This window comes from Micromonospora sp. SD19 (genome assembly GCF_054462275.1).
This window is the reverse complement of sequence record NZ_JBTLMN010000004.1, coordinates 200,589-214,148: the sequence shown is the minus strand read 5'-3', so window position 1 is coordinate 214,148 and position 13,560 is coordinate 200,589. Positions and strand designations below refer to the sequence as shown.

Genomic DNA, 13,560 nt, shown 5'->3' with positions numbered 1-13,560 from the left:
CGAATTAATTTGTTCAGCGATTCGACAAAATGTCGGTGGGGGCGCCCTGGCACGGTGTCACCACCGACTCCATCAGGGACGGCCTTCGGCGAGCCGACTCCCGCGAGCTCTGTCACTACGACACAGGAGGCGGCGTGTCCCGTTCTCGTCGTGCCCGCGTACCCATCACCGCAACCCTGATCTCCCTGGCCATGGCCTCGACCACCCTGTTCGGCACGCCCGCCCAGGCGGCCGCCCAGGTCCCCCCACGGGATGCGAAAGCCGCAGCCCCGGTCAGCCAGGTGGCGCCGAAGGCGCCAAAGGCCGCAGCCGATCCCTACTCCGTCCTCGTCTTCTCCAAGACCGCCGGCTTCCGGCACGACTCCATCCCCACCGGCATCGCCGCCATCCAACAACTCGGCGCCGCCAACGGATTCACCGTTGACAACTCCGAGGACGGCGCCGCATTCAACGACGCCAACCTGGCGAAGTACAAGGCGGTGATCTGGCTCTCCACCACCGGTGACGTGCTCAACGCCGAGCAGCAGGCCGCGTTCGAGCGCTACGTGAAGGCCGGCGGTGGTTACGTCGGCATCCACGCCGCGTCGGACACCGAGTACAGCTGGGCCTGGTACGGCGACCTGGTCGGCGCGTACTTCGCCAACCACCCGCAGAACCAGACGGCCACCGTCAAGGTGGAGGACCACGCCCACCCGTCCACTGCGGAGTTGCCGGACCGCTGGTCCCGCTTTGACGAGTGGTACAACTACCAGAGCAACCCGCGGCCGGACGTGCACGTGCTGGCCAGCCTGGACGAGAAGAGCTACACCCCCGGCGCCGGCGCGATGGGTGCCGACCACCCGGTCGCCTGGTGTCAGGACTACGACGGTGGCCGCTCCTGGTACACCGGTCTGGGGCACACCCGGGAGTCGTACGCCGAGCCCGGCTTCCTGTCCCACCTGCTCGGCGGCATCCAGAGCGCCGCCGGTGTGGTGGACGCCGACTGTGGCGCCTCGAAGACCTCCAACTTCGAGAAGGTCTCCCTGGACAGCAACACCAGCAACCCGATGGAGCTGGACATCGCCCCCGACGGGCGGGTCTTCTACATCGAGCGCGACGGTCGGGTGCAGATCATCAAGCCGGACACCGGCAACACCGTCACCGCCGTCGACCTGGACGTCTTCACCGGCAACGAGGACGGCCTGATCGGCATCCGGCTCGACCCGGACTTCGCCACCAACAAGTGGGTGTACCTGTACTACGCCCCGAACGACGGGGTCACCCGCAACCTGCTGTCCCGCTTCACGGTGACCGGTGACACCATCGACCCGGCCAGCGAGAAGCAGGTGCTGCGGGTCGACACCCAGCGCAACACCTGCTGCCACGCCGGTGGCAGCATGACCTTCGACGGCGAGGGCAACCTGTACCTGGCCACCGGCGACAACACCAACCCGTTCGAGTCGAACTCGTACTCGCCGATCGACGAGCGGGCCGGCCGCCAGGACTACGACGCGCAGCGCACCTCGGCCAACACGAACGACCTGCGCGGCAAGGTGATCCGGATCCACCCGGAGGACGACGGGACGTACACCGTTCCGGCCGGCAACCTGTTCGCGCCGGGCACCGAGAAGACCCGTCCCGAGATCTACGCGATGGGCTTCCGCAACCCGTTCCGGATCGGCACCGACCCGAAGACCAACACGCTGTACGTCGCGGACTACGGGCCGGACGCCAACTCCGACAACCCGAACCGCGGCCCTCGGGGCCTGGTCGAGTGGAACATCGTGACCCCCGGCAACTACGGCTGGCCGTACTGCACCGGGACGAACGAGGCCTACAACGACTACACGTTCCCGTCCGGCCCGAGCGGCGCGAAGTTCGACTGCGCCGCGCCGGTGAACAACTCGCCCAACAACACCGGCCTGACCAACCTCCCGCCGGTCGTCCCCGCGACCGTCGACTACGGATACGCCGGTGACGCGCGTTACCCGGAGATCGGCGGCGGTGGCGCCCCGATGGGCGGCCCGGTCTACCGCTACGACGCCGACCTCAACTCGACGCGCAAGTGGCCGGCGTACTACGACGGCAAGGCGCTGCTCGGCGAGTGGAACCAGAACAAGATGTACACGATGCAGCTGACCCCCGACGGCAAGTCGTTGGTGGACATCAACCAGCTGCTCACCGGGATGACCATGGTCCGGCCGATGGACTTCGAGTTCGGCCCCGACGGCGCGCTGTACCTGATCGAGTGGGGCAGCGGCTTCGGCGGCAACAACGATAACTCGGGCGTCTACCGGATCGACTACACCGCCGGGGACCGCGCACCGATCGCTGCGGCGTCCGCCACCCCGACCTCGGGTGCGGCGCCGTTGACGGTGACCTTCTCCAGCGCCGGATCCCGGGACCCGGACGGTGGCACGCTCACCTACGCCTGGGCCTTCGGCGACGGGCAGACCTCCACCGAGGCGAACCCGACCCACACGTACGCCACGGCGGGCAACTACACCGCCCAGCTCACCGTCACCAACCCCAAGGGCCGTACCGCGGTGGCCAACGTTCCGGTCACCGTGGGCAACACGTCCCCGACGGTGACCATCGAGTTCCCGCCGGACGGCGGGTTCTTCGAGTGGGGTGACCAGGTCCGCTACTCGATCAAGGTGACCGACCCGGAGGACGGGGAGATCGACTGTGACCGGGTGAACCTCCAGGTGCTCCTGGGTCACGACGAGCACGCCCACCCGTTGGAGCAGCACACCGGCTGCACCGGCACCGTCCAGACGTCGCTCGCCTCCGGGCACGGCGCCGAGGCGAACGTCTTCGCGGTCTTCGAGGCCACCTACACCGACGACGGTGGCGCCGGCGGCGCCAGCCCGCTCACCGGTCGGGTCATCGAGGTGCTGCAGCCCAAGCGCAAGCAGGCCGAGTTCTTCACCGCCACCGGGCGGGCACCGGTGAGCACCGGCGGCGGCGACGCCGGCGTGCAGCGGGAAACCGGCGCCGACACCGCCGGCGGCGGTCAGAACATCGGGTTCATCGAGGACGGCGACTGGTGGTCGCTCGCCCCGGCGGACCTGACCAACATCACCGAGATCCGGTTCCGGGCCGCCTCCGCCGCCGCTGGCGGTCGGATCGAGGTTCGCGCCGGTGCGGTTGACGGACCGGTGGTCGCCACGGCCACCGTGCCGGCGACCGGCGCGTGGCAGACGTACACGGACGTGAGCGCACCGGTCACCGGCGCCGCGAGCGGCTCGCTGTACTTCCTGGCCCGCGACCCGAACGGCGGATCGGGTTCGCTGTTCAACGTCAACTGGATGGACTTCGTCGGCCGCGGTGTCACCGAGAACGGGCCGCCGGTGGTCAGCGCCACGGCCACCCCGGCCACCGGCACCGCACCGGTCACCGTCGCCTTCGACGGCACGGCCACCGACGCCGAGGGCGACACCCCGCTGACGTACGCCTGGGACTTCGGTGACGGCGGTACGGCGACCACACTGGACGCCAGCCACACCTACACCAGCGCGGGCACCTTCACGGCCACCCTCACGGTGACCGACAGCAAGGGCGCCAAGTCGTACGCCACGGTGCCGGTGCGGGTCGACGCGCCGGACACGTCCTGCTTCGGGGCGCGTTCGGACGACTTCAACGGCAACACGCTCGACAAGGACCGCTGGACCAGCGTGATCCGGGAGAACCAGCTCTACTCGCTCAGTGGCGGCGCACTGCGGCTGCCCACCGGCGTGGGTGACCTCTACGGCGCACGCAACGACGCCACCAACCTGGTGCTCCAAGCGGCTCCGACCGGCGCGTGGGAGATGACCACCAAGGTCACCCTGCCGGTGACGGCCAACTACCAGCAGGCCGGCCTGCTGGTGTACGGCGACGACGACAACTACGCCAAGCTGGACCTGCTGTACAACGGCAGCCGGCGGGTGGAGTTCATCCGGGAGACGGCGGGCACGCCGCGCAACGAGTCTGCCGACGCCACCAACGCACCGGCGGGTGACACCGTGTACCTGCGGGTCACCAGCGACGGGACGAACCTGACCGCGTCCGTTTCGGGCGATGGCCAGACGTTCACCCCGGTCGGCCGTTCGGCCGCGCTCGCCGGCATCACCAACCCGCGGATCGGGGTCTTCGCGCTCAACGGTGGCACCGAGGCACCGGTTGTCGACGCGGCCTTCGACTCGTTCCAGGTGACGCCGGACGCCCCGGCCGGGCCGGTCGACCCGTCGGACGAGTTCAACGGCAGCACGCTGGACAAGTGCCGGTGGGACGCGATCCTGCGGGAGGACCCGACCGGTTACCGGGTCACCGGTGGCGCGTTGCGGATCGACGTGCCCAACGGTGACATCTACGGCACCGACAACACCGGGCCGAAGAACTTCATCCTCCAGACCGCGCCGTCGGGCGACTGGACCCTGGAGACGAAGGTCGACGGCAGTCTGCTGAACGAGCAGTACCAGCAGGCCGGTCTGCTCGTGCAGGCCGACGACGACAACTACCTGAAGTTCGACTTCATCGCGGACAACCAGGCCGGCTCGGCGGTGACGCGGCGGATCGAGTTCCGCAGCGAGATCGCCGGTACGGTGCAGAACCCGCAGCCGGAGGTGACCAACCTGACCAGCGCCGTCTGGCACCTGCGGTTGGCGCGCGTCGGCAACACGTTCACCGCGTCGTACTCGGCGGACGGGACGACCTGGACCGCGTTGGAGGCGTTGACCAACACCGCGGTGGGTGCCACCCCGAAGGTGGGGCTGTTCACCCTCGGCGCCAACCAGACGGCGTCGAAGACCGCCTCGTTCGACTACTTCCGGCTCAGCACGGAGGTGGCCGACGAGACCGCACCGGTGACCACCGCGGCGGTTTCCGGCACCCCGACCGACGGGTGGTACACCGGACCGGTGACGATCACGCTCACCGGCGCCGACGAGGCCGGCGGTAGCGGGCTCGCCAGCACCGAGTACCAGCTGGACGGGGCCACCACCTGGACGGCGTACACCGCTCCGGTGGCGGTCAGCGGGGACGGCGAGCACGAGCTCCGGTTCCGCTCGACGGACAAGGCCGGCAACGTGGAGGCGACCAAGACCGTCTCGGTCAAGATCGACGCCACCGCGCCGGTGACCACGGCGACGTTCGCTCCGGCGAACGACTCCGGTTGGCACAACGGGACCATCCCGGTCGTGCTGGCCTCCACCGACGCCGGTTCCGGCGTCAAGACGGTGGAGTGGTCGTTGGACGGTGGCGCGTGGACGCCGTACACGATGCCGGTCGAGGTGACCGGTGACGGGCAGCACGAGCTGCTGTACCGCTCGACCGACAAGGCGGGCAACGCCGAGACGCTCAAGTCGGCGGTGTTGAAGATCGACGGCACCAAGCCGACGCTGCTGGTCTCCGGTCTCGCCGACGGCCAGCTCTACGGTGACAGCCAGGACGTTCGGGTGTCCTGGCAGGCCGTCGACCCGACCTCGGGCATCGCGACCGTGGTCGGCCAGCTCGACGGCCAGGCGTACGCCAGCGGCACGCTGCAGGCCATGTACGACCTGTCGCTCGGCCTGCACGAGCTGACCGTGACCGCGACCGACAAGGCGGGCAACAAGACCACCTCGACGGTCCGGTTCTTCGTCACCACCTCGTTCCGGGACATGCAGAGCCTGCTGGACCGGTTCAAGGCGACGGGGCGGCTCTCGACCAAGGCGCACAAGCAGCTGTCGAACAAGCTCGACGCTGTGCGGGCGTCCGAGGCGGCCGGCGACGACAAGGCGGCCGTACGGCAGCTGACCGCGTTCCGGACGCTCGCCTCTGACACCACGCTGGTGCCCGAGGCGGAGGTCCGGGACGTCCTGATCCGGGACGCCGACGCCATGATCGTTCGGCTCGGCGGCGCGGCCAGCAAGGCCGGGGTCAAGGCGAACGACGGCGACTCGGTCAAGGGCACCGGACGGCTCGGTGGCGACGCCACCCGGCTGGCACCCGGTCGCCAGCTCTGATCCGACGAGGCCCCTCCCCGGCGCTGCGGCGTCGGGGAGGGGCCTCCCTCATCGGTAGGGAGGGGATGTCCGTGACGGGTATCCGCAAGGTGTTGGCCGCCGGGTCCGTCGGACTGGCCCTGACCCTGTTCGCCGCCGCCCCGGCGGCGCACGCCGCCCAGGCGGCTCAGGCGGCTCAGGCGGCGCAGGCCGCTCAGGTCGTGAAGGTCGCTCCAGCGGCGCAGGCGGCCCGGGTGGTGCAGGGCGCCCCAGCGGCGCAAGCCGCTCCGGCGGCCCGGGCGGCGCAGGCCGACAAGCTCAAGCTCACGGTGGCCGGCGACGGCGCTCAGGGCGTCACCATCCAGGCCAGCTACACCGATGGCCGCCGGCTGGAACAGGTGGTGCGGCTGGTCCTCACCGCCACCGGCCCGGACGGGCAGAAGGTCGGGCCGGTGCAGTTGGAACCGCAGCCCGAGGGGCACGGCTTCTACAGCAGCGGCCCGGTCCTCTCCACCGGCACCTGGAAGGTGACGGTGAACTCCCCCGCCCCGTTGCCGGGCAAGGCCACCGCCACGGTGCAGGCCCGGGCGGCGCAGTCACCGCCGGCGCCCGAGCCGGTCGCGGTGACCAAGCCAACGGACGGGGCAGGCGAGGCGGGCGCCGGCTGGTGGCCGTTCGCGGCGGCCGGCCTGGTCCTCGTCGCCGCGGCGATGGGGGTGGCCATGCTGTTCGGCCGCCGCCGCACCGACTGACGAAGACGACCTCGCCGCCGCGCCGACGGATCACCACGATCTCGCCGCCGCACCGACAGACCGCGACGATCTCGCCGCCGCACCGACAGACCGCGACGATCTCGCCGCCGCACCGACAGACCGCGACGATCTCGCCGGGGCGGCCGACTGACCGACACTGACGACGAAACGGGCCGGGCCGCAACCAGCGGCCCGGCCCATCGTCATCTCACCCACCGAGCCGGGTTGGTCGGTCACCGCCAGCCCGCGCTGGCGTCACCGGGCCGCGGTCATGATCGACTCGACTTTCATGAAACCGCGCCTTCCCCGGCCCCAGGTCACCGCGACTTCCAGGAACACGAGTGGATCAAGGCGCCGCGCCGGCCGCACCGCACCGAGCCAGGCCGCGCCGTGAGCCCGGCCGCACTGCGCCAGGCCAAACCGAGCCCAGCCGCACCGCGAGCCCGGCCACACCGAACCAGGCCGCGTCGTGAGCCAGGCCGCGTCGTGAGCCAGGCCGCACCGAGAGCCAGGCCGCACCGAGAGCCCGGCCGCGCCGCTCAGAGGACGGCGCGCAGCGCCGCCAGGTCCTCGTCGCTGGGCTCCCAGGTGCCGGCGGCGGCGTTGGCGCGTACCTGCTCGGGCGTGGTGGCACCGGCGATCACCGAGGTCACCGCCGGCTGGGCGGCCAGCCCGCCGATCGCCACCTGGAGCATGCTCAGACCCCGCTCGGCCGCGTACGCCTCGATCGCCTCGATGGTGTCCCAGTCGGCGGCGGCGAGCCGCTCGGCGTACCGGCCACCGCCGGAGAGCCGGCTGCCGGCCGGGGGCTGCTCGCTGCGCTTGTACTTGCCGGTGAGCAGGCCGTTGGCGAGCGGGAAGAACGGCAGCATGCCGAGGCCGAACCGCTCGCACGCCGGGATCACCTCGGCCTCCACCGAGCGTTCCACCAGGCTGTAGTGGTTCTGCGCGCTGATGAAGCGCGACCGGCCGTTGGACGAGGCGACCCAGTCCGCGTCGGCGATCTGCCAGCCGGCGAAGTTGGAGTTGCCCAGGTAACGCACCTTGCCGTCGCGGACCAGGTCGTCCAGGGCGGCCAGGGTCTCGTCGATCGGGGTGCCCGGGTCGGGCTCGTGCATCTGGTACAGGTCGATGTGGTCGGTGCCGAGTCGGCGCAGCGACGCCTCCACCGCACGGGCGATGTAGCGCCGCGCACCCCGCGCGCCGTAGTCCGGCCCGTTGAGGCCGTTCATGTCCATGCCGAACTTGGTGGCCAGCACCACGTCGTCCCGGCGGCCCTTGAGCGCCTGCCCGAGCAGCTCCTCGGAGCCGCCCTGCGGCTCGCCGTAGATGTCGGCGGTGTCGAAGAGGGTGATGCCGGCGTCCACTGCGGCGTCGACCACCGCCCGGGTGCCGTCGAGGTCGAGCTTGCGGCCGAAGTTGTTGCAGCCGATGCCGACCACGGACACCACGAGCCCGGAGTCGCCCAGCCGGCGATAGGTCATGTCAGTCACGAGATCCACCCTATGCCGGCTCGGTGCGGGCCACCTCGGCGGCGGCTCAACCGATGACCTCACTGACCAGCTCACGGGCAGCGTCGATGGTCGCGGCCAGTTCGGCGGGGCCGTGACCGACAGCTCCCAACAGCGCGTGCGCCCGCCGCGCGAAGTCCGGCGGCGCACCCGGCAGCCGCCCCGCGGCGTCGATCATCCCTTTCTCGTTGACCAGCCACCGGCCCGCCCGGGCGTGCAGCACCTGGGCGAGCACCCCGATCGTCCGGAACAGGCAGCCCGCGACGTACCCGCTGTCCCCGCGAGCGCTGGCCTTGGCCGCGCCGGCCAGCAGGAAGCCGGCCTCCCAGCCGCCCGCCACCAGCGCGTCGGCCAGCGCGGGCGGGTAATCCCGGGTCTGCTCCTTCAGGCGGGTCAGCTGGCCGGTCGGGTCCGCGAGCACCTGACACAGCGCCACCTCGCCGACATAGGCCGACGAGTAGAACCCGAGCGGGTGCCCGGCCTGCACACCGACCTCGTACCGGCCGGCGCGGCAGTCCGTCCAGACGCGGCGCACCCGGTCGAGGTCCCGGTAGATCCAGTCCACGGCGACCCCGCCGATCCGCAGCCAACCACCGCCGTCGACCCACTGCCCCCAACCACCCGGTGCGGTGAGTACCACCGCCGGGTCGTCGGCGACGGTCGCGGCTATCGCCCGCAGCGCCGGTACGTCCGGCTCACCCTGGTAGTACAGGCCGAGGTCCCAGTCGGAGTCGGGGCGGTGCTCGCCGCGTGCCCGGCTGCCGCCGAGCGCCACGGCGACCACGCCCGGCACGGCGCACAGCCGGTCGGGCAGGTCGGCCGGGATCACCCGACGTCCCAGACCGGTTCCGGGGTCTCCACCACCTCGCTGTCGCCCCGGAACAGCACGAACCGGTCGAAGGAGCGGGTGAACCAGCGGTCGTGGGTGACCGCGATCACCGTCCCCTCGAACGCGTTCAGGCCCGCTTCGAGCGCTTCCGCGCTGGCCAGGTCGAGGTTGTCGGTGGGCTCGTCGAGCAGCAACAGGGTCGCCCCGGACAACTCCAGCAGCAACACCAGGAACCGGGCCTGCTGCCCGCCGGAGAGCGTGCCGAACCGCTGGTCGCCCTGCGCGGCCAGCTCGTAGCGGCTGAGCACGCCCATCGCCGCGTGTCGGTCCATCCCGGTGCGGTGTTCGTCGCCGCGCCAGAGAATCTCGACGAGCGTCTTCGACATCAGCTCCGGCCGGTCGTGGGTCTGGGAGAAGTGCCCGGGGCGGACCCGGGCACCGAGGCGGGCCACGCCGTCGTGCGCCACCGGTGCGAGCGCCCCCGCTCCGTCGACCGGCCCGTTCGCCGGGTCGGGGTCGGTGCCGCCGCGCGCCAGCAGCCGCAGGAAGTGCGACTTGCCGGTGCCGTTGGCACCGAGCACCGCCACCCGGTCGCCGTACCAGATCTCCAGGTCGAAGGGGTAGGTCAGGCCGTCGAGTTCAAGCTGCTCGCAGACGACCGCGCGCTTGCCGGTCCGCCCGCCGGCCAGCCGCATCCGGATGTCCTGGTCCTTCGGGGGTACGGGCGGCGGCCCGGCCTCCTCGAACTTCCGCAACCGGGTCTGTGCGGCCTGGTAGCGCGAGGCCAACCCGTCGTTGTACGCGGCCTTCTGCTTGTACATCAGCATCAGCTCACGCAGCTTCTGGTGTTCCTCGTCCCACCGTCGGCGCAGCTCGTCGAGGCGGGCGTGCCGGGCCACCCGTGCCTCGTGCCAGCTGGCGAAGCCGCCCGGGTGCACCCAGGCACTACCACCCTCGACGGCGACCACCCGGTCGGCGCTCTGGGCCAGCAGCTCGCGGTCGTGCGAGACGTAGAGCACCGACTTGGTCGACTCGCGCAGTCGCGCCTCCAGCCAGCGTTTGCCGGGCACGTCGAGGAAGTTGTCCGGCTCGTCGAGCAGCAGCACCTCGTCCGGGCCGCGCAGCAGCAACTCCAGCGCGAAGCGCTTCTGCTGGCCGCCGGAGAGGGTACGCACCGGCCGGTCCCGGACGGCGTCCCACGGCTGGCCGAGCACGATCGTCGCGACGGTGTCGAAGAGCACCTCGGCGTCGTACCCGCCGGCCTCGCCCCAGGCGCCGAGCGCATCGGCGTACGCCAGTTGGGCCTTGCCCGCGGCGTTGCTGAACGTGCCGTGGGCCTCGGCCGCCCGCATTGCCGCCTCGGTCTCGCCGAGTCGCCGGCCGGCGTCGCGCAGGGCCGGCGGGGCGAGCGACAACGCCAGGTCGGCGAGGCTCGACTCGTCGCCGATCATGCCGATGAACTGGCGCATCACGCCCAGCCCGCCGGCCCGTGCGACGACGCCGGTGCGCACCGGCAGGTCGCCGGCGACCATCCTCAGCAGCGTCGTCTTTCCCGCGCCGTTCGGCCCGACCAGGGCGACCTTGCTGCCCTCACCGACCCGGAACGACACGTCGGCGAAGAGTTCCCGACCGTCGGGCAGGATGTGCCCGACCGCTGCCACGTCCACGTATCCCACGCCGGGATCCTGCCCCAGTGAGGGTCGGGGGGTACATCCAATTACCGGGTGACGCGCAGCACCCGGAAGCCCTTCTGGCTGGCGTACCGCTCGACCTGCCAACTCTGCTCGGTGAGCCAGCGTTGCAGCGAGTCGCCGCCGAGGTGTCGGGCGACGACCAACCAGCCGACACCGTCCGGGGCGAGTCGGGGCAGCCAGCGCCGCAACAGCTCGTGCAGCTCGTCCTTGCCGATCCGGATGGGCGGGTTCGACCAGAGCTGGGCGAAGCGGAGGTCTTCCGGGACGTCGTCCGGTGCGCTGACCCGGACCCGGTCGGCGGCGCCGATCCGAGTCGCGTTGGCGGCGGTCAGCTCGCGGGCCCGGGCATTGACGTCGACGGCCCAGATGGTGCTGGCCGGCGCGAGGTCGGCCAGGACGCAGCTGATCGGCCCGAACCCGCAACCGAGGTCGAGCAGGTCGCCCACGGTGTCGGCGGCGGGCAGCTCGGCCTTGCGCAGCAGCACGGCGGTGCCCGGGTCGAGTCGGCTGGCGGAGAAGACTCCGCCGGCCGAGGCGAGCCGGTAGTCGCGGTCGGCGACGGAGAACTCGACCTCGCGCGCCGGGGCGTCGCTGGTGGGCTGAGCGGTGAAGTAGTGGTCGCCGGTCACCGGGCAATTCTCGCACCGGCCCGGGAAGGACCGCCGGGGCGATCGGCCTTCTCCACGGACCTGACCCGGCCCACGCGCGCATTTCCCTGAAATTACCCCCTAAAGGGACAATCGCTCCTACTCTGGGCGACATGGTGTATCGGTACGAGTCCGATGAGGACGCTTTCGAGGATTACCCGGAGCCCGGGTCCGACCTGTCGGTGCTCGGCACCGGCCCGCCCCCGCCGGCCGGGCCGTCCCCGTCGCGCTTCCCGACGCCGTCGCTGCCCCGGCCGAACCAGCTCTCGCTGCCCTCGTCGTCGCCCGCGCCGACCCGCGCCGACCTGCCGCAGTCCGCGCCGGTACGGGCCGACCTGCCGCAGTCCACGCCGACTCGTGCCGACATCCCGCCCGCGCCGCCGCGCAGCCAGATCTACACGTCGGCGACCCCGGTGGAACCGAACGCCCGGCGCGGCGGCGGCCGGCTGTGGCAGGTACTGATCGGCGGTGCCGCCGTCCTGGTGCTGCTCGCCCTCTGCGGCCTCGGCGCCGCCGCGCTGCTCATCGACCGCAACGAGCAGCAGCCGCAGAGCAACCCGACGTACCAGCCGAACGCCGCCGCGCCGTCGGCCACGCCGGAACGGGTGGCCCTCGACTCCCGGGACACCGACCAGGCCCCGCTCACCGCCAAGGAACTCTTCCCCGGCAAGGAACTGAAGCTCACCGACGGCCAGCCCAGCTACCGGGTGCTCAAGACCCAGTCCAGCGGCAGTTGCGCCGTCGCCGCCACCGACGAGGTCGCCGACCTGCTGGTCCGGCTCGGCTGCAACCAGATCGTCCGGGCGACGCTGAGCACGCCCGACGACGGGCACCTGGTCACCGCCGGCCTGTTCAACCTCACCGACAAGGTCAGCGCGGAACGAGCCCGGGACCGGCTCCGGCAGCTGCTCGACGAACGGCAGGGCCGTTTCCGTGGCCTCACCGGCGACGACGGCGACGGCACCGACGTCCTGACCAGCGCTCCGGCACGCGTCGGCTGGCAGGTCCGCGGCCACTACCTGGCGTACGCCCTGGTGGTCCGCAAGGACGGCGCGGCGGTCAAGGCGGGTGACGCCAAGGTCCGCGAGATCCTGTTCGACATGATCGAGCTGCACCTCAGCCGGAGCGTGCTGCAACAGCGCGCCGACGGTGGCACGGCCGCGCAACCGACGGCCGGGCCGACCGACAACAGTGGAAGCCAGGGCGGCAACGGCGAGCTGCCAGGCGACTGACCGGTTCCCCGATGACGGGTGTGCTGCCGACAGGTGGCACACCCGTCGTCATTGGCGGTCCGGGCGGTCAGCCTTCGACCGGAACCCGCAACCGGCGGGTCAGGTCGGCGCGGCGTGCGTACTCGGTCGGATCGGACGGGTAGCCGACCGCGACCAGGGTCAGCCCGTGCGCGGGCGCCACTGTCACCTCGCTGGAACGCTCCTGACGGGTGAGCAGGCTCCCCGGCCACTCGACCGGGCGGCGGCCGTCCCCGGCCACCAGCATCGCCCCCACGAGGCTGCGCACCATCGCCTGGCAGAACGCGTCGGCCTGCACGGTGGCGACCAGGATGCCGTCCGGGTCGCGACGCCAGTCCAGCCTGGTCACCTCGCGCAGCGTGGTCGCGTGCTCCTTGCGCCGGCAGTACGCCGCGAAGTCGTGCTCCCCCACCAGCCCGGCAGCGGCGGCGTTCAGCGCCGTCAGGTCCAACGGTTTCGGCCAGGCCAGCACCTCGTGCCGGCGCAGCGGCTCCGCACCGAAGGGCGCATCGGTGACCCGGTACTCGTAGCGCCGGAAGGTCGCCGAGAACCGGGCGTCGAAGTCGGCCGGCACCTCCGTCATCGCCCGTACCCGCACGTCGGTGGGGAGCAGCCGGGCCAGGCGGCGCAGCAGTCGCCCTTCGTGCTGTCGCCACACCTCCACCGGCAGGTCCAGGTGGCACACCTGCCCGGTGGCGTGCACCCCCGCGTCGGTCCGACCGGCCACCGTCAGCCCGGTGGCAGTGCCGACGCCGAGGACCAGGTCCAGGGTCTCGACGAGCACCCCCGCGACGGTGCGCCGAGCCGGCTGGGCGGCCCAGCCGGAGAAGTCGGCGCCGTCGTACGAGACGTCCAGCCGCAGCCGGATCCGCTCGTCCACCTCGTACCTCCTGTTACGGGTCGGGCCCGACACCCCGATGGGGTGCCGGGCC

8 protein-coding genes are annotated in these 13,560 nt (G+C 71.7%); 3 read left to right on the top strand and 5 right to left on the bottom strand.

The window, feature by feature from the left end:
• Window positions 1-134 precede the first annotated feature (134 nt).
• Window positions 135-5,966 carry a ThuA domain-containing protein gene (locus ACX27O_RS16605; RefSeq protein WP_458939714.1) on the top strand — a complete coding sequence of 1,944 codons (5,832 nt, stop codon included), beginning with the start codon at window positions 135-137 and terminating at the stop codon, window positions 5,964-5,966.
• Window positions 5,967-6,037: 71 nt separating this feature from the next.
• The gene (locus ACX27O_RS16600; RefSeq protein WP_358124933.1) at window positions 6,038-6,697 is read left to right on the top strand and encodes a hypothetical protein; all 660 of its coding nucleotides are present in this window, start codon (window positions 6,038-6,040) and stop codon (window positions 6,695-6,697) included.
• Between the two features lie 539 nt (window positions 6,698-7,236).
• Here the strand turns inward: ACX27O_RS16600 and ACX27O_RS16595 are convergent.
• The 4 genes from ACX27O_RS16595 to ACX27O_RS16580 are packed head-to-tail and all read right to left on the bottom strand — an operon-like array spanning window position 7,237 to window position 11,360.
• Entirely contained in the window at window positions 7,237-8,199 is a 963-nt protein-coding gene (locus tag ACX27O_RS16595) for an aldo/keto reductase (protein ID WP_357635646.1), read from the bottom strand.
• Between the two features lie 37 nt (window positions 8,200-8,236).
• Window positions 8,237-9,037: a nucleotidyltransferase domain-containing protein gene (locus ACX27O_RS16590; RefSeq protein WP_358133216.1), complete on the bottom strand. Its 801-nt coding sequence runs from the start codon at window positions 9,035-9,037 to the stop codon at window positions 8,237-8,239.
• Complete coding sequence (locus tag ACX27O_RS16585) at window positions 9,034-10,713, bottom strand: ABC-F family ATP-binding cassette domain-containing protein (protein WP_210861578.1); 1,680 nt, start codon at window positions 10,711-10,713, stop codon at window positions 9,034-9,036. Before ACX27O_RS16585 ends, ACX27O_RS16590 begins: the two co-directional genes overlap by 4 nt.
• Before the next feature lie 41 nt (window positions 10,714-10,754).
• Entirely contained in the window at window positions 10,755-11,360 is a 606-nt protein-coding gene (locus ACX27O_RS16580; RefSeq protein WP_210861579.1) for a class I SAM-dependent methyltransferase, read from the bottom strand.
• 131 nt (window positions 11,361-11,491) lie between these two features.
• Here ACX27O_RS16580 and ACX27O_RS16575 point away from each other — a divergent pair, with 131 nt between their 5' ends.
• The gene (locus ACX27O_RS16575) at window positions 11,492-12,610 is read left to right on the top strand and encodes a hypothetical protein (protein WP_458939713.1); all 1,119 of its coding nucleotides are present in this window, start codon (window positions 11,492-11,494) and stop codon (window positions 12,608-12,610) included.
• A gap of 67 nt (window positions 12,611-12,677) precedes the next feature.
• Here ACX27O_RS16575 and truA read toward each other — a convergent pair whose 3' ends face one another.
• Complete coding sequence (gene truA / locus ACX27O_RS16570) at window positions 12,678-13,508, bottom strand: tRNA pseudouridine(38-40) synthase TruA (protein ID WP_358124927.1); 831 nt, start codon at window positions 13,506-13,508, stop codon at window positions 12,678-12,680.
• Window positions 13,509-13,560 lie beyond the last annotated feature (52 nt).

Coding starts and splice junctions, on each gene's coding strand:
- ACX27O_RS16575 (WP_458939713.1), top strand. CDS start 11,492: ATGGTGTATCGGTACGAGTCCGATGAGGACGCTTTCGAGGATTACCCG.